Source organism: Candidatus Eisenbacteria bacterium (assembly GCA_005893275.1).
GTDB lineage: Bacteria > Eisenbacteria > RBG-16-71-46 > SZUA-252 > SZUA-252 > WS-7.
This window is the reverse complement of sequence record VBOW01000022.1, coordinates 17,060-33,825: the sequence shown is the minus strand read 5'-3', so window position 1 is coordinate 33,825 and position 16,766 is coordinate 17,060. Positions and strand designations below refer to the sequence as shown.

General features: G+C 64.9%; 10 protein-coding genes and 2 pseudogenes. 4 read left to right on the top strand and 8 right to left on the bottom strand.

Going from position 1 to position 16,766, the window contains the following annotated elements; all coding sequences use genetic code 11:
* Positions 1-15 precede the first annotated feature (15 nt).
* Entirely contained in the window at positions 16-894 is an 879-nt protein-coding gene (locus tag E6K76_04760; GenBank protein TMQ59467.1) for a flap endonuclease, read from the bottom strand.
* On the opposite strand from E6K76_04760, the gene E6K76_04755 reads away from it, so the two are divergent.
* On the top strand, positions 831-2,753 hold the full coding sequence (locus E6K76_04755) for a glycosyltransferase family 39 protein (protein ID TMQ59381.1): 1,923 nt from the start codon (positions 831-833) through the stop codon (positions 2,751-2,753). The two genes, E6K76_04760 and E6K76_04755, sit on opposite strands and share 64 nt — an antisense overlap.
* Positions 2,750-3,898 carry a PIG-L family deacetylase gene (locus E6K76_04750; protein ID TMQ59380.1) on the top strand — a complete coding sequence of 383 codons (1,149 nt, stop codon included), beginning with the start codon at positions 2,750-2,752 and terminating at the stop codon, positions 3,896-3,898. Before E6K76_04755 ends, E6K76_04750 begins: the two co-directional genes overlap by 4 nt.
* A gap of 3 nt (positions 3,899-3,901) precedes the next feature.
* On the opposite strand, the gene E6K76_04745 is transcribed toward E6K76_04750, so the two are convergent.
* The 5 genes and pseudogenes from E6K76_04745 to E6K76_04725 all read right to left on the bottom strand — a co-directional run bounded on the left by E6K76_04745 (position 3,902) and on the right by E6K76_04725 (position 11,161).
* A complete protein-coding gene (locus tag E6K76_04745; GenBank protein TMQ59379.1) occupies positions 3,902-5,575 on the bottom strand; it encodes a glycosyltransferase family 39 protein in 1,674 nt (557 codons plus the stop codon).
* Positions 5,576-5,580: 5 nt separating this feature from the next.
* The gene (locus E6K76_04740; GenBank protein TMQ59378.1) at positions 5,581-7,818 is read right to left on the bottom strand and encodes a hypothetical protein; all 2,238 of its coding nucleotides are present in this window, start codon (positions 7,816-7,818) and stop codon (positions 5,581-5,583) included.
* 92 nt (positions 7,819-7,910) lie between these two features.
* Positions 7,911-8,414, bottom strand: a complete 504-nt coding sequence (locus E6K76_04735) for a hypothetical protein (GenBank protein ID TMQ59377.1) — start codon at positions 8,412-8,414, stop codon at positions 7,911-7,913.
* Positions 8,415-9,530: 1,116 nt separating this feature from the next.
* Positions 9,531-10,502, bottom strand: a pseudogene (locus E6K76_04730) (PKD domain-containing protein).
* A 188-nt stretch (positions 10,503-10,690) separates the two neighbouring features.
* A complete protein-coding gene (locus E6K76_04725) occupies positions 10,691-11,161 on the bottom strand; it encodes a GNAT family N-acetyltransferase (protein ID TMQ59376.1) in 471 nt (156 codons plus the stop codon).
* Positions 11,162-11,378: 217 nt separating this feature from the next.
* Between E6K76_04725 and E6K76_04720 the strand changes: the two genes are divergently transcribed.
* Complete coding sequence (locus E6K76_04720) at positions 11,379-14,141, top strand: PEGA domain-containing protein (protein TMQ59375.1); 2,763 nt, start codon at positions 11,379-11,381, stop codon at positions 14,139-14,141.
* Between the two features lie 40 nt (positions 14,142-14,181).
* Here E6K76_04720 and E6K76_04715 read toward each other — a convergent pair whose 3' ends face one another.
* Positions 14,182-15,078 carry a hypothetical protein gene (locus tag E6K76_04715; GenBank protein TMQ59374.1) on the bottom strand — a complete coding sequence of 299 codons (897 nt, stop codon included), beginning with the start codon at positions 15,076-15,078 and terminating at the stop codon, positions 14,182-14,184.
* Positions 15,079-15,539: 461 nt separating this feature from the next.
* On the opposite strand from E6K76_04715, the gene E6K76_04710 reads away from it, so the two are divergent.
* Positions 15,540-16,070, top strand: a complete 531-nt coding sequence (locus E6K76_04710) for a hypothetical protein (GenBank protein ID TMQ59373.1) — start codon at positions 15,540-15,542, stop codon at positions 16,068-16,070.
* 368 nt (positions 16,071-16,438) lie between these two features.
* On the opposite strand, the pseudogene E6K76_04705 reads toward E6K76_04710, so the two are convergent.
* Positions 16,439-16,531, bottom strand: a pseudogene (locus E6K76_04705) (prepilin-type N-terminal cleavage/methylation domain-containing protein).
* Between the last annotated feature and the right edge of the window lie 235 nt (positions 16,532-16,766).

The following is a 16,766-nucleotide window of genomic DNA, read 5'->3' as shown; positions in this document are numbered from 1 at the left end:
GCCGCCCGGGGCCGTTCAGGTCCGCCGTCCGGCGGCGAGGGTCTGCGCCCGAATGAAAAGCTTCGGACGGCCCCAGCTCGCTGCGAGCGCCTCGAATCCGGAGGCAGGACCGCGATACTCGAGCCCGTCAACCGTCACGGCGGGCTGATCGGTCCGGAGCGTCGCCAGCGTCCGGAAGAGCATCGCGTCGTTCCACCGCTCGCGGAGGGTCCCGGCGAGCTTCGCCGCACCGCGCGGCGTCACCTCCCAATCCGTGACCGACGCCGGGATATCCTCGAGTCGCCCGTACCTTGCGAGCACGGCGGACGCCGCCTTGGGGCCCCAGCCCGGCAGGCCGGGAAAGCCGTCGGAGCTGTCGCCGACGAGGGCGAGGTAGTCGGCGATCGAGGCCGGCGGCACGCCGAATTTCGCAATGACAGCGTCTGCGTTTCGCACCTCCCCGGCGCGTCTATCGAGCTGCACGACCCGGTCGCCGCGCACGCACTGCGCGAGGTCTTTGTCGGGCGTACAGATCACGACCTGTTCGACGCGCGGGTCCGAAACGGCTGCAGCCGCCGCAGCGGCCAGCGCGTCGTCCGCCTCGACCTCCACCATCGGCCAGACCACGACGCCGAGGGCAGCGATGGCCGTTTCCAGCGGCTCGAATTGCTCCCGAAGCAGAGGATCGATTCCCTCCCCGGTCTTGTATCCAGGGTAGAGTTCGTTCCGGAAGGACTCGATGATATGATCGGTCGCGACCCCGATATGCGTCGCGCCCTCTTCGAGCATCCCGAGCAGGGTCTGGATGACTCCGACCACCGCGCCGCGTTCCTTGCCGGAAGCATCGGTGACTGGTGGCCCCCCGTAGAAATGCCGGAAGAGCTCGTACGTGCCGTCGACGAGATGGACGCGCATCACATGGGTCTCCGTTTAGCTGCGGTTTGGATTGCCGCCATATCCTCCCGAAGAGTCTTGCCATTCGACGCGAAGCGTCCCAAGCGCCCGAGCGGAGACGATCGCTCATAGCCTCCGAGCCCCCGATCTACCCAGTCGCCCGAAGTGCCGGCTCCGGCGATCAGGACGCGCGCCGGCGGATCGCCGGAAGCACCGGTGAGCGCGCGGTCGCGACGGTACTGATCGTCGCACAGTTGTTCGTGCGAATCGCCTGCGCCTTTCATCACGCGATCGACTCCGATGAGCCGCAACACCTTCACGTGGCATGGGGATGGGCACACGGTTTGCTCCCCTATCGTGACTTCTTCGACAACCACGCCCCGCTTTTCAGCGCGTGCGCCAGCCCGCTCATTCGGATCTTTGGCGAGCGTCCGGACATCGTGCAGCTCGCACGCCTGATGGTGCTCCCCCTCACCGTGATCGCGATGGCGTCGACATGGCTGATCGCGCGCAGACTATTCTCATCGCGTGTGGCCCTCTGGGCGGTCGTGCTGGCCGGCTTTTGGCCCGACTTCCTGCTGACGTCTGTCGAGTACCGCACCGATGTCCTTTGGATGGCGACATGGCTGTCCGCCGTCGCGGTCTTGATTGGAGGAACGTTCGGGCGCAGGCGCCTTGTGGCTGGCGGATTCCTTCTTGGAGTCGCGCTCTGCGTCTCGTTGAAGACTTTGCTGCTGCTTCTCGCGCTGGGTGTCGCGGTTAGTGCCTCCGCGTGGATGCGTTCAAGAATCGACCGGCAGTTGTGCCTTCGCGGAATGCAGGGTACCATTGTCGTTTGCTTCGCGGCGCTCGCGTTCGCGCCTGCGGTCGTCGCCATCTACTTCGCCGCATCCCGAGCTTGGGGGCCGTTGGTCTATTGCTTGGTACGTCACAATCTGGTTCCAGGTCTCGGTCTTTGGAGGCATCTCCCGCGCCGCCTCGCAATCCTGCCGGTCACACTCCCGCTTCTCTGGTGGATCGCACACCACGTGATGGCGGAGGCACCCGATGCCGCGACCGGGACACGCAGGGCGATTGTGTTTCTCAGCGTTGGCGTTTATATTGCGGCCCTAGAGGCTACGTGGCCGCTGATAACAAAACAGGACTACCTTCCCTTCTATCCGCTCGCCGCCGTCCTTGCAACGCCGCTCCTCCTGGGTTTCCCGGGATGGGTAGCGCGCCGGCAGGTGCGGTTTGCTCGAGTCGCGACCGCTCCGTGGAGCGCCGTGTTGCTCACGGTGACGATCGAGGTCACGGCCCTTTGCATCGACGAACCCCCCTGGCTGGATCATTCATGGGATGAAACACGTCTCCTGTCCACCACCTTGATGCTGACTCGTCCGGATGAATTCGTCATGGATATCAAGGGCGAGACCGTGTTCCGCTCGCGGCCCTATTTCTTCGCCCTGGAGGGAGTGACCAAAGACCGGATCAGTCGCGGGCTCATGCGTGACGACATCGCCACGCGGCTCGTATCGACCGGCACGCCCGTCGTCGCTGAGGATTCGTATGACTTTCCTGGAAGAGCCCGCGCCTTCATGGACTCCAATTATGTTTCGGTGGGTGACCTGCGCGTAGTCGGCATGCGCCTCGACCCCACCGACGTCGCTCGCCCTTCCCGGCGATTTGTGATCCGCGTCCCCCAGCGCTACGCGGTCGTCACCGAGGGGGGGATTGCCTCCGGCCTTTTGGACGGAACCGGATGCCGGCGCCCTCGTGAGCTGTCGGCGGGAGCTCACGCGTACCGCTTCTCTCCTGGAGAGGGACGGGTCGCCGTAATCTGGGCCAGCGCGGTGGAACGAGGATTCTCGCCTTTCGCCCACGGAAAGGTGTCCCGGTGAGCGGCCTGCTGGAGATTCGTCCGACGGACCGCGTGATGCTGCTGGCTCCGCACCCAGACGATGAGTCGCTGGCGACAGGCGGCATCCTGCAGCGAGCCTGTACGGTCGGTGCCCGGACGCGTGTGCTGTTCATGACGGACGGCGAGAACAATCCCTGGGCCCAGCGGGCGGTGGAGAGGCGCTGGCGAATCTCTCCCGCGGACCGGGTGCGTTGGGGAAAAAGGCGGCGGGAGGAAGCGCTCTCCGCGCTTTCCTGCCTTGGGGTTCCGCTCCACTCAGTGAGATTTCTCGGCTACCCCGATCAGCAATTGTGCGATCTCTTGATGAAGGGTCCAGAGGGCCTATTGAAAGACCTGACCGCGGAAATAGCCGAGTGGCGGCCCTCCATCCTGGTCTATCCGGATCCTGTCGACCGGCATCCCGACCATGGCGCGCTCGCAGTGCTCTCGGAATTCGCCCTGGCCCGGACATCGTTGGAGGGCCAAGGGCCCACCCCCCTCCGCTATATCGTGCACGCCCCTCTTCACCTTGCCCGGGACCCGAAGGACGTGGCACTTCCACTGAGCGAATTCGAGAGGGATCGGAAACGTCGTGCCATCTTGATGCACCGCTCCCAGCTCCCTCTACGGGGACCGGCTCTCCTTCGCTTCGCAAACCCGGAGGAAGGCTTTCTTCCCGCAGCGAGGTTCGGCGCGCTGGACGGCCGCCACCCTGTAAGCATGTGCCGCTTGGAACAGGGGGAGCTTCATCTGACCCTAGGCAGCATCCGACGCGTGGGGCTCGGGGCGTTGAACCTCCTGGTAGCGATGGAGACCGGGCGGGGATCTCCCCAACGGCTGATTGTAAACGTAACCGCAGCCACCCGGCCGCTGCCCGTGCGGGACGCATCCACCGGCGAGCCGATCGCCGTTGCATCTTGCGTCAAGACTCGGATTGGAACGCGCTTCGTCCTCCCGCTCGCCCCGGCTCTCCAACCGCGGTTGATATTCGCAAAGCTCGATCGCCCTTCCGAACGCCGCCTGGGGTTCTTCGATGCCGTCGGCTGGCGACCCGTTCCGGTCGTGCCGGCACAGCGGCGCGTCGAGGCCGAGGATTCCGCGGAGAGGCGGGCCCCGGTCGCGTCCACTGGAATTCCGGTTTCTTGAGCCTCAGGGTCCGCGGCTTTGAGACACGGGGGCGCGCGGCCTCGATAGGCGAGCGACGATCTTATTGCCGACGGTGTCCCGGGCAGTAACCGAGACCCTCTCCAAGGTCGGCCCTAGACGCGCCCAGTCCCTCGCCAACCCCACGCAGAGGGCCGTGCCGCGGCCGCCCCGGCCGCCGCTCAAGTAGCGGTCCAGCTCCTCTGATCCCACGACAACAGTGAGTGGGTGGGGAGTGTAGAAGGGCCGGGGCCTTGTCGAGATGACGCTGACCGGCTCGCGGGCGTAGTAGGTGATGCCCCGAACGAGGAGCGGCGAAGTCAGGATCGCCTCGGACGGCTCCCCCCCGAGCGCGATCTCCTTCGAAACGCGTCGGGCGGAGACGATCGAATCGAGCGTGGGGCCCGTCCAGGTCAGGCACACGACCACCAGTCCCAGCGCCGCCGATGCCGTACAGGCGATCCAGGCCACCGAGACGCGACGAATCTGAAGGACGAACGCGATCAGGAGGGTAGCCGCCACGACACCGAGGGGCCACCGGAACGCCATCTCGTGCGCTGCGCCTGGGACGATCAGAAACGCTCCCGCCTGCGCGAGGCTCATCCCCCCCATCGCCCAACCCGCCCCGCGCCCCAGGTCTCGTTCACGGAGTTGGCCGTCGATCGCATGCCCGATCAGTAGGGCGAGCGGTACGAAAAGAAAGAGCGCGTAGCTCGGCAGCTTCGACTGGGCTAGGGTGAGGAAGCCGAGGCAAAGGAGCCCCCACCAAACGAGGAAGCGCGGCGCGACACCCCACCTCGTCCGCCCGGGCGCTTGGCGCGGAAGAAGGAGAAGCGCCGGGCTCCAAGGGATCGAGCCGCCCAGGAATACGGCAAGGTAGTAGTACAGGTGATTGTTGCTTGGGTGCTCCGCACGGAAGAAGCGCTCCACATTTTCGTGTATGAAAAACGCGCGAGCGTAGCCCTTTCCGAATCTCGCGATCATGAGCGCGTACCACGGAACCGCGATCGCGGCAAAGAATGCCAATCCGAGAGCGATCGGAAGAAGTCGACGAGGAAGCGGGTTCCTGCCCACAAGGTAGAGCGCGAGAACCGCGAAACAGACGAGGATCAGCCCCAGCGGTCCCTTCGTCAGAACCGAGAGCCCGGTCATCGCGCACGCGACCAAGAACCAAAGCTCCCCGCGGCGCTCCTCCCGACCCGCGAGCCAAAGTGAGAATGCCGCCGCGCAGACAAAGGCGGCGAACACCATGTCGGTAAGAATCATGCGGGCCGAAATGAAGAATTCCGCGCTGGTGGCGAGGACGATGGCCGCCAGGAATCCCGCCCGCGGATTGAAGGCCCGCGCTCCGAATGCCCATGTGGCGACCACCAGCAGCGTGGCGAAGAGGGCGCAGGGTGCGCGCCCGGCAAACTCGTTCTCGCCGAACACCCGAAAAGAGGACATGCAAAGCCAGTATAGGAAGATCGGCTTCTCAAATTGGGGGCGGTCGAAGATACGGGGCGTCGCCCAGTCCTGGGCGCGCAGCATCTCGCGGGAGGACTGGGCGTAGAACGGTTCATCGGGGTCAATGAGCCCCAGGTATCCCAAGCGCCACCAGAAGGCGACCCCACAGACCAGAATCAGCAGGGTGGCGAGACAGGCTCGCGTCCATTGGGGGGAAAACGCGGAGCGAGCCATGCGGGCTAGGGGCCGAGCTCTGCCTCGAGCTGGGCGATCTGCTGGCGCACCAGATCGGCCCGTTGCTGATTCGGGTCGAGCTGAATCGATTCGCGCAGACGCCCCAGGCTTTCTCCGATGCTCAAGCGAAGTTGTGGATCTCTGCCCGAGAGCTGGAACGCCTTCCGGAATTCGTCGAGCGCGGGCTCGAACCGCTTCATGTCCGCCAGTATAGCTCCGTGGTACATGTGAAATGGTCCGCTCTGCGGCCCCCCCTGCACCGCCAGACGCGCTTCGGCCTCCGCTGAGTCGAGCTGCCCCCTGGACCAAAGCGCGATCGCCAGCGCACACCGCAGCTGGGGCTCCCTCGCTTTGACTCCCACCTTCAACCCGCGCCTGGCCCACTCTTCGGCGCGGTCAAAGTCCCCCCCGCGCGCGAAGAGCCTCGAGCAGTCTACGCACCAGAGATCCAACCGCTCCACTCGGGTCGGCTTCGGCATGGCTACCGCGAAGATGCTGTCGCGCTGCGCGCGCGTGCTGACGATCCGCGGCAGGCGCCGGATGGTGATCCGCGGCCCGGAAGTCGTCTTGGGATCCGACTCCCACACGACGCTCGCGTGCTCTTGTAACCAGCGATAGTAGGCGTTTTCGACCGGATACTGTTCGGCCTCTGCTCCAAACCGCCGGGAAAGTTCCCCCGACGCGACGTAATAGTCGAGTCCGTCGAGGAGCTCCGGGTGATAAGCGGGGCGGACGAGCTGCGACTGCGTCGCGAAAAATGGCCAGGTCACGGTCGGGCGCTCCTTGTCGTAGAAGACCGGCCCATAGAGCTCGACCGCCAGGGGCTTGGTCGGATCGAGGTTCTGGCCGATCCACCGCCGGGACAGATGCCGCGAGTCGGGAAGACTCAGGGAATGGCGCGTGACGAGAAGCTCGGGCAAGGGCCACGCGATCGCGGCGGCGGCGAGGATACCGGCCCCAATACGCGTGGGCGCGGGCCGCCCGGGGGCGACATGTCCAAGCGAAGCGATTCTCCCCTCGGCCCATTCGACCCCCCGCACGATTGCGAACGCAGCTCCGAGGTGGAGATACGGCAATGCCACGAGCACGTACCGCTCCTGGGGACTTTTCAACATTCCGTTCGCGAGCACGATCATGATCGGGTTCAAGACGAGCACACGCGCGGTCGGCCCCGAACGCCACATCTGCACGAGGCCCGCGAGGCCCAGGAGGTACGCCGGCCACCCCATCGCGTGAGGGAGCGACACGCCCAAGTACGTGGGCAGGGAGATGGGAAAGACGGTCTGGCCGACCCAATCCGAGAAAAGCGCGTCCCGCTGATTGAGGATATCGATCAGCGTCCGTCTCCAATCGAGGAACAGAAACGGCGACGCGATGAATACCGCCGCGGGAATCGCGAGGAGCCCGTACCAAAACGCGCGATTCCGCAGAAGAGGGATGCGCGAGCGAGCGGTCGGCGCGTCGAGAGCGGCCCCTGCGTCGCGCCGATGCGCCAGCGCAAATGGGAACGCGAGCACGAGCGGCACGTACTTGCAGGCGCCCGCGAGCCCGATCATCACCCCCGCTCGGATCGAGTCGGAGATGCGACCGCGCTGTCGAATCCGAATCATGGATTCGGTGGCGAGAAGCACGAAGAAGAGCGCGAGCAGATTCGGGTCGCTGATGTGCTGCGACGTGAGGATATGAAGGGTGTTCGTCCCGACGAGGAGCCCCGCGATGAGACCGACGGGCCGACCCAGGTATCGCGAGCCGAGCCGGTAGGTGAGATAGACCGTGGCCACTCCGATGAGCGCGCCGACGATTCGCGCGACGAGGAACAGCAAGACGGCCTGGCTCGAGATACCCCCCGCGAAATCGGCCGCGGTCGCGCCCGGATGAGCCAGAAAGAAGTACGCCCGGTAGAAATACTGGATCCATAACGAGAGGTAGAAGCTGAGCGAGGGCCACCCGCCCGTGTGCGGGTTCAGATCGAGCGGTTTGGTTCCGCCCTCCCACATGGCCCACGCCCGCCCCATCGTCGTGCGGTCCGTCTCCTCGATCGCGGAGTCGTCGACGACCTCGACCCCGAGCGAGGGATCGGGCAGCCGCTGATTCACGCCCCAGAGACGGATCGCGAGCGAAAGCCCGAGCAGTCCAAGGAGGAGCCAGTCGCGTCGGAATCCTCGAGGCCAACTCTTTCTTGGGCGAGCTCCGCGGGGACGTGCCCCCTTGGGGCTTATGGCGGTCGGACGCTTGGGTGGCATGGGGGGCTCGGCGGCCACCGGCAGTATACCGAGGCCCCGGCAACTCTCGCCACCGGGGCCTCGTACCGGCCAAACGCGTCGGGAGCCAGACGTTAGTCTTTTATCCCACTCTTGCCGCTCTCCAGATTGTGACGTCGTTGCTGAAACGCTTGCTGGATGCTTTTGCGCTCTTCGCTGAAGCGCTGGCGGATCTTCTCGATCTCGGCTCTCTCTTGATTGGCCAGCGCGGTCAATTGGGCCGCCTCCTCCTCGTTGAGAGCCTTGAGCCCCGCAGGCTCGCCCTGCTCCACGAGCACCTCGCGTTGCTCCTGGAGCGACTTGAGCTCGGCGTCGAGTTTCTCCCGAAGGGTCTTGAGCTGCGCTTGGAGGGGAGCCGCCTGCGCCTCATATTGCTCACGAAGCGCTCGGATTTGCTGGTCTATTGCCTTGATCTGAGCCTTTCGCGGATCGTCCGGGGGCTTCGCCGCGGGAGCTTCGGTGGAAGCACCCACCGGCATCGGGTGCGCGAGCGTCGCGATCATTTCCACGCCCGAGTAGAATCCCAGCGTCAGCACCAAGGCCTTCAAGGCACTGCCTGTGATACGGTTCCACATCATTCTCGGTTCTCCTTTCGCCTCTCCCGCATCGCTAGATCATCGTAAGTCTTTTATTTCTTGCCCATTCTGATTCGCGTGAGCCTCCCGCGGGTTGAGGAAGCGCGTACGCCCCCCTTGTTAGGTACGCGAGAGGGTGCGTCTTTGTGTCGAGAGAGGGTTGCGGTCAGCTCGGAACCGGGGAGAAGCGGAGCCCGCTGAGGCATTCAAGCGGCTTGCGGCCGAACGAACGCCTCTGCGGGAGGCTTGCTACTTATGCCGCATGAAAACAAACGCCTGATGTCGGGAGCCTTCGGGCGTCTGCAGGTTGAAGAAGTAGATGCCCGTCGCCACGCCGTTGAGGTCCACACGTTCCATGTAGGTTCCCGCGTCGAGGACGTCGTCGACGCACATTCTCACCAACCGGCCCGTGACATCGTACACTCGCAGCCGCACCGCTCCTCGTGTTGCCGTTTCAAACCTGACCGCGAGCTCACCCTGTGTGGGGTTAGGATAAGGCGGCCCCAGCCAAAACCGACTCTCCGGGGTCGAGGCGGAGGCTGGATTCTCGGCGCCGCCCAGAGATGACGCCGCCAGGGGTGCCGCGGGAGGCGTTGAATAGATGCGGTGCCATGCTTCCGACTCATCATTGCGCGTTCCGGTGTATGGACAGCCTGCGGCATCGACGCCGAGCGTGTTGAGGACCTGGAGAACGTCGAAGTAGTCCGTCTTCACCCCGCCGATGGACACGTGCACGACAGGGATCGTGGAGGACACCTTGGTCAAACAGTATTGGGGGCTGCAGCTGTAGCAGCCCGCAGGGTTCGTGTCCGACCCGTCGAAGTTCTCAATGCTGGTCTGCGCCAGGATCAAGGTCCCGCCCGCCGGGACCGAATACTGGCCCCACAGGGAGTAGTGCTCCGATCCGATGTCGACCGTGGCGGTGACGCCTGCGAGTGACCCACCGGTCAAGTTGTCTATCCGTAGAGCGCTCGTGTCCCAACCGCCGCTGCTGCCATCGGGCTTGCCGACGAACAGTACGCCAGAAGACCCTTTCCATGGATTCGGCTTCGGCCGCGGGTTGCTGGGATGGTGGGTGTCGTAGTAGCCAGCGTAAATTGCCACTTTCGGTCCCCCGGCGGCGGTCACGGTGATGCTCTGAGTCGCCGGCGCCGACACGCTGCCGCCGGTATCGGTCACGGTCAGGCTGACGGTATAGGTACCCACGTTCGCGTATGTGTGCTGGGGGGTCGCGGTCGCGGTCGTGCCCAACGTAGTTGCGGCCGCACTGGTCGCAGACGTGATTATCGGGGACGTTCCGTCGCCGAAATCGAACTTGTAGCTGGCGATGGGGGTGGTGGCCGTGGACGCGGATGCGTCTGCGGCCACGGTAAGAGCAGGGGTCGGCACCTGCGTCACCGACAACTTGGCCACGGGAGGGCTGGCGGGCGGCGGCGCCGTGCCGCCGCCGAAGTCGACGTGGAGCAACGGCGCTCCTGAGGCGCTCCCGTTGCATGCCCAGGCGGTGCGGTGCCCCGTCCCGGTGATGATGATGGCGAGCGCGTTCCCGCTCGTCCACCCTGGCCGGTTCACGATTTCTTGGACCAACGCGCTGAGATCGGGTGTGCGCTGATTCGCTCCCACCTCGCCGGCAGCCCACGGGACGGGGGCCCAAGTGGCCGCAGCCCCCGTGCGTGGTCGCGACGAGATGTCGCGCGCGGTCGAGCAAAATGCGGGTGGGTTGTCAGCCGCCTGCCCGCGAATCGTGAGGCTCGTCACCACGCTCTGCGATGCCTTGGCGCTGAACTGGATGTAGGCGGCCGTGATGATCGCGCCCCTTGGGATCGCGATGCCAGGCCAGCGCATCCCGACCGTCTGGTCGGAGGCATCGTGGGTGAGCTCGAGGTCGCTGCTCCCGAGGTACATCGTTCCGTCGGAGAACTCCTCGGCATCGTCCTTCGACGTCGTGATTCGCTGCTCCACCGTCGTGGCGCCGGCTGCGGAGATGCAGAGCGGCCAGAGGGCAACCATGGCGAATCCGAGAAACACGCGCAGGAGTGTGAAACAGGAGAGCGGCTGCTCTCCGCGGGTGATGACGGGACCTTTATTCATAATCCAGCTCCCCCCCAGGGCCAGAGCGCCTTCCGCCGCAGGCGGTGGATTCGAGCGTCGTCCCTGACACCGAGCCTGCCAGATCCATGCGGTAGCGCCAATACGAAGTATAGCAGAAGCAAGGCGTCTGGGAAACCCCTAGAGTTTGGACGCCTCCAAAAACAGTCTGCCGGGCGCCGCCAGCCCGCTCACCCAAGTTCCAGCGTGTAGAACCTCACGGAGTCCTTCTGGCGAACGTATCCAAGGTCCTCGTAAAGCAAGCAGGCCGCGCGATTCTCGGTTGTCGTCTCGAGAGTCAACCTCCTCGCCCCCGTTTGAACCGCGTGCTGACGGGCGGCTTCCATGAGTGCCCGGCCCACTCCGTATCGTCGAGCGGTTGGAATCACAAACAAATCATTCAGCACCCAGATTCGGCAGGCAGCCACGGACGAAAAGGACGGATAGAGCTGCACAAAGCCAACCGCGTCCCTCGAGCTTTCCTCCCCGGCCTCCGCGAGGAAGATCACACTCTCGTTGGCCCTCAGGCGATCGCGAATGAAGGCACCGGCGAGATGGGCGTCGGCCGCCTTACTGTAGAACTGACGATACGAATCGAAGAGAGGAGCTATGCGGCCGACGTCTCCTTCGCGGGTGCCGGCTCGCCGTACGGTGAATTCCATGGGGGTCTCCGGGTGGGCTTGTTCAAGACGCCCTGGAGGTTATTACCGATGGGATCTAATGCGCCAGCCCGCTTTCAGCGCCTGGGCCGCAGAAGCCATGCGGAAAGGACCTCCCGCAGGCTGGGGGGTGGCTTCAGACTCCGTGTGGATGTAGTCTCCGCGTTGGCTGGGTGGCGTTATCTTCAGTTGACACGGCTCACCACAGGGGGAGGGCACGATGAAGCTCGTGTCGTGCATCGCAGGAATCGTTGGCGTACTGATCCTTTTCGCCGCTCGTCCCGCGGCAGCCCAAACGACGACCATTGCAGGCTCGATCGCCGACAGCACCGGCGAAGCCCTTCCCTCGGCGGTGATCCGCGTCGACGGCACTTCCCTCCGGGCCACGAGCAGCGCCACCGGGGCCTACCGGATCGAGGGGGTCCCGGCGGGAACGCATACCTTGCGTGTGGTACTGATCGGATACAAGCCTTCGAGCCGCGAAGTCACCGCCAGCGCGGGCGAAACCCTCAGCGTGGATTTCACGCTGTCCCGCGCGCCCATCCTCATCGCGCCCACCGAAATCGTGGTCGGATCCCGCGCTCCCCACACCGCCGCGGATGAGCTGGCGGTGCCGGTGGACGTCTACACCTCGGAGGCGATCGCGAAGCAGGGAGCCAGCGAGACGACCCAAATCTTGCAGTCGCTCTCCCCCTCGGTGAACTTCCCCCGCCAGAGCGTCACCGACGCGACCGATGTCGTGCGGCCGTTCACGCTGCGCGGCTTGAGCCCCGATCACACGCTGGTGCTGGTGAACGGCGCGCGGCGGCACCAGACGGCGCTGGTGAATACCTTTGCCTACGGAACGGGGGCGGGCTCGAGCGGCGTGGACATGAACGCGATCCCGGCGAGCGCCATCGACCGGATCGAAGTCTTGCGCGACGGCGCATCCGCCCAGTACGGCTCGGACGCCATCGCAGGTGTCGTGAATGTGGTCACGAAGAAGGGGCGGTTCACACCCTTCGTGAACGTGGCGTCGGGCCGGTACACCCCGGACGATTATCCGGACGACGGGACCACGGTGGACGTGAACGGCGGCTGGGGTACCGCGCTGGGCTCCGGCTCGCTCGCGCTCTTCGGAGAGTTCCTCGACCGCCAGCCGACCAACCGGGCCTGGGCCGACCCGGGGGACATCAGCGGGACCGGCCTCCCCGATTCCGTCGACAGCGAGGGACACGTCGTCATCAAGCGAAACCCCGTGCCCCAGCCGAATCATCACTGGGGGGACGGCCTCGAGAAGGACGTGCTCACCTACGGCGACCTTCGCGTGCCGCTGAATGGCGCCGGCTCGAGCCAGGTCTACGCCCACGGCGGGTACAGTTTCCGAAAGGGGACGGGGGACGGCTACCGGCGCTATGCCGACAGCGATCGGAACTGGCCCCAAATCTATCCCCTCGGCTATCTGCCCGAATTCGATCCCAACGTGAGGGACTACAGCGTCGCGAGCGGGGTCTGGGTTCGGCCCGCGGGCTGGTCGGTCGATGCGGGCGCCTCGTTCGGGCACAACGACTTCGAGTACAAGCTGCGGAACACCCTCAACGTGTCGCTCGGACCGTGCCTTGGCGTCCCGTGCGCGCCCGGGCCGGACGGCGTCCTGGGCACCTCGGACGATCCGGGAATCCCGAACCAGACTTCGTTTTTCGCGGGGCAATTGAGGCGCGACGAAATCATCGGATCGGTGAACGCATCCCGCCCGCTCAAGGTGGGGCTTCCTTCCGCGCTCAACGTGGCGGTCGGGGCCGCGTATCGCCACGAGAAATATCAGATCCAACGGGGGGAATTCGCGTCCTGGGTCGACGGCGGGGACACCACGCAGGTCGGCGGAGACGCACCGGGAGGTTCGCAGGTCTTTCCGGGCTTCGCGCCATCGGACGAGGCGAACGCGAGCCGCGATAACTTCGGTGCCTACACCGATCTGGAGACCAACCTCACTCCCAAGCTCCTCACCGACGTGGCGGGACGCTTCGAGAACTACAGCGACTTCGGCTCGGTGGTCACCGGAAAGCTGGCCGCGCGCCTCCAGCCCTCGCAACGGATCACGCTTCGCGCCGCCGCCAGCACCGGGTTCCGAGCGCCGGGCCTCGGCCAGATCCACTTCAGCAAAGTCGTCACGAATTTCATCGGCGGCACTCCCGAGGAGATCGGCATCTTTCCCGTCGATCATCCCGCAGCGCGTCTGCTGGGTTCCAAACCGCTCAAGGAGGAGACCTCGGTGAACCTGAGCGCGGGGCTCGCCCTGAGCCCGCGCGACAACCTCACGATCACGGCGGACTATTTCAACATCAAGATCAACGACAGAATTCTGCTCGGAGCCACCTTCGACGACGACTCGACGCGGGCGATCCTGACTCGCGGCGGCTATTCCGGCATTTCCGGTGTTCAGTATTTCACGAACGGCTTGGACACGCGAACCCAGGGTGTCGACGTGACCGCCGATCTACGCGTTCCTCTGGGCGGAATCAAGAAGGTCGGGATCACAGGCAGCGTCAACTACACGAAGAACGAGATCACCCGGGTCGATCCACTGCCCGCGGTTCTCGCGAACTCAGCCGAGACGGGGCTGCTCGACGTCGTGACGCGGGTCGCGATCGAAGAAGAGCGGCCCGACTGGAGAGGGACGCTGGCGGCCGACTACTCGGGCGGAGAGTTCCACGCGCTGGGACGAGGCTCCTACTACGGCCGCTTCGCATCGGCGCAGCCGGGGTTCTGCGATGCCTGTCGCGAAACGTACGGAGCCAAGACCCTCTTCGACGCTGAGGTGGGATACCGGCTCGCCTCGATGGATCTCTCGATCGGAGCGCGAAACATCTTCGACACCTATCCGGACCATCCCCGAATCGACGCCAACAACAATTTCGGGACATTCCCGTGGGCTGCGGCTTCGCCCTTCGGGTACAACGGACGCTACGTGTACGTCCGGTCGGCGATCCCGCTGACCCGGTAGAATCTCGTCTCGACGGGCATTAGGGGAATAGAGCGGGCGCTCACCGGGGGATCGAGAACATCAATCCAATCTGCGGTGTCCAGTCGGGCGCCTTCGATGAGAGCCCTACAGAGTTATCGAGCTTCAAGAGGAGAACGCGGGTCATTCGCCATTGCAGCCCGGACCGCAGCTCCCACTCGTCCGGTGCCCCACCTTCGCCTCCCTCGAATCCGAGGTTCAAGCGCCAAGCGTGAGAGAGGCGCTTCAGATATTCGACGCTGGTCTCTCCGATGTCCAGTTGCCTTGGCTCGTTGAGCGCTGACTGCTCTTTGCTGTATTCCAACGTGGTCCGGACGGTCATGGTCCCCCACGAAAATCCCCGCACGACGCCGACCCCCGGCCTGAAATCCCAGTCGGAGTTGCCTATCAGCAGCTTGTTCTTCTGCGAGGGGGCGGTGATCTCGAGGAAGCCGAAGACCTCGGGACGACGGCCGCTCTCCTGTGCGAGGCGCAGACGGATCTGCCCTTCAACATCTCCAAGCCCCGATTCCTCGATCTTGGACGGCATGGGTGTCGTGTCGCTGGATGATTTCTCGAGGGTCGCCCTAGTGTACGATATCTCCAATTCGACGGCGAGCCGTTCCGTCACGCCGTAAGCGATAAACATCTGAGCCGAAGATGATCCGTACCTGCCGCGAAAATCCTCGTTCCTACCGAAGCCGAACTTGGCGGGGTTGTATTCCTGGTTGTGATCCGAGACGTGCTCGTAAAAGGGAAATACTAGAAGCTGGCGCGGCCGGATGTACGTCCCGGACATCGACGAGGGAACGCCGCCTTCCCTGTCCCACAGAAACCTCGGGAGCTGACCCTCGTCCGCGAGCGAGGGTTTCGGCGGGCAGAGCATGAGCTGAATGCCAAAGGCGAGGACGAGGGCGGGTTTGAAAACGGGGAGTCTCACGGAACGCACCTCCTTCCGGTTCGACGGGCAGATCATGGTACCCCGAAGGGAGGGGATCTCCAAGGTGAAGGGTCGCCGAAGTCGAACCGGAGCGATCCGCGCGGATCGGGGTATGCCACGGGTATGGGCACGACCGACAGGATGGCGCGCCGCGTGGGAATTTTCCTTGCGCTGCTCGTGGGCGGCATTTCCGGGCTCGGCCAGGGCGAAGCCCTCGCCATTCCTCCGCCCCGTCCCGGCATGGAACCGGGCTTCGGGATTTCCGCCTACTTCATCCCCGTTACCTGGCTGACACGCCGATTCTCGTTCGAGTATGGGGCGCCCCGCAATACGACTCGCTCGCGGTGGGAACCTTCCGTGCGGAGATCCCGCCGGAGTTGGCGTGGGTCTCGGGCGACACGCTTCGCGGCCTGCAAATCTCACCTTACTCGCGGCGCCCTATGTCGGACCGAAGCTGGGTCATGACCATCCGGCCGCAGCAGACGGGACGCTGCGAGCTGAAGCTGAGACTCCAGATCCAACTGGACGCGGGACACGGCACCGACGAGACAGACCTCGTGATCCCTCTCGAGGTACGGACCGACACGGTTCGCTTGATCGGGCCCCCGCATCCCACGCGGTTTGAGCGAATCCGCGACAGGCAGCGCTTCCGATTCGCCGACGGCTACTTCGTTCCGATCGAGACGAGCGAGGCGCTGTTGGAATCGGAGATCGCGGTGAAGCCCCGCGTGCTCTCCCCCGCCCCGGAAGCAACACGTGGGGGCGCCACTCCACGGCCGGCCGGGTTGCCCTTCGTCGTGATGATCGGGAAGGACGGCCGTCTCCGGGCCGCGGAGTTCATTGAAGAGCCCGGCGGCGAACCCTACGATTCACACCAGATCGGAATAGCGCGGAGCTTGCTCGACGGTTGGAGGTTCGCTCCCGCCCAGGCCCACGGCCACGCCGTGGCGGATTACCTCATCGTTCGCGTAGCGCCCGTGCCCGCGGGATGAAAAGGCGGCAGTCGCGTTGGTCCGCGATCTGCCGCCCGAGACCTGCTTGGCGATTAGCCGTTGGTCAACGTCAGAGACAGAAGCGCCGTCTTGCCGTAGCCCTTGATCGTGTAGCCGGTCGTCGCGGCCGGGTTCGCACCGAAGATCCCCTGAGCCCCCGGGTCCGCGCCCCACGTGGCAGCGTCGTTCGCGCCGGTGAACGGGTTCTTGGGCCAAGCACCGCTCGGGAAGTTGGCGAGGACGGCGGCGTTGTCCGCGGCCACCGGATAGGTGCCGGTGTTCTTGACCGCGAAGTCTTCGACCGCCAGCTGGAAGCTATGCATGTTCGCCTTCACGCTGGCTTCGCGTGCGCGGTCCTGCATGGCGATGAAGTTCGGAATCGCGATCGCCGCGAGAATCCCGATGATCACAACCACGATCATCAGCTCGATCAGCGTGAAGCCTTTCTGATTGCGAATCATTGGGTACCGTCCCTTCGTTCTCAGAATCCCTGCTGCTCCGTGGTCCGCCCCGATCCTCCCCGCATGGGGTTATTGCAATGGGCATGCCAAATGGAGGCTATCCGCTGACCCGCGATGCCCCACGGGGTTCGGTTACACCCGGCCAGGACGCGAAGGCTACCCACGGCGCGCTTGAGCCTTCTCCACCCAACTTTGGTCCAATCCGACCGCGGCCCGTGACCGCCTCGGGAGTCGA

Coding starts and splice junctions, on each gene's coding strand:
- E6K76_04760 (TMQ59467.1), bottom strand. CDS start 894: ATGCGCGTCCATCTCGTCGACGGCACGTACGAGCTCTTCCGGCATTTC.
- E6K76_04745 (TMQ59379.1), bottom strand. CDS start 5,575: ATGGCTCGCTCCGCGTTTTCCCCCCAATGGACGCGAGCCTGTCTCGCC.
- E6K76_04740 (TMQ59378.1), bottom strand. CDS start 7,818: ATGCCACCCAAGCGTCCGACCGCCATAAGCCCCAAGGGGGCACGTCCC.
- E6K76_04735 (TMQ59377.1), bottom strand. CDS start 8,414: ATGATGTGGAACCGTATCACAGGCAGTGCCTTGAAGGCCTTGGTGCTG.
- E6K76_04725 (TMQ59376.1), bottom strand. CDS start 11,161: ATGGAATTCACCGTACGGCGAGCCGGCACCCGCGAAGGAGACGTCGGC.
- E6K76_04720 (TMQ59375.1), top strand. CDS start 11,379: ATGAAGCTCGTGTCGTGCATCGCAGGAATCGTTGGCGTACTGATCCTT.
- E6K76_04710 (TMQ59373.1), top strand. CDS start 15,540: ATGACCATCCGGCCGCAGCAGACGGGACGCTGCGAGCTGAAGCTGAGA.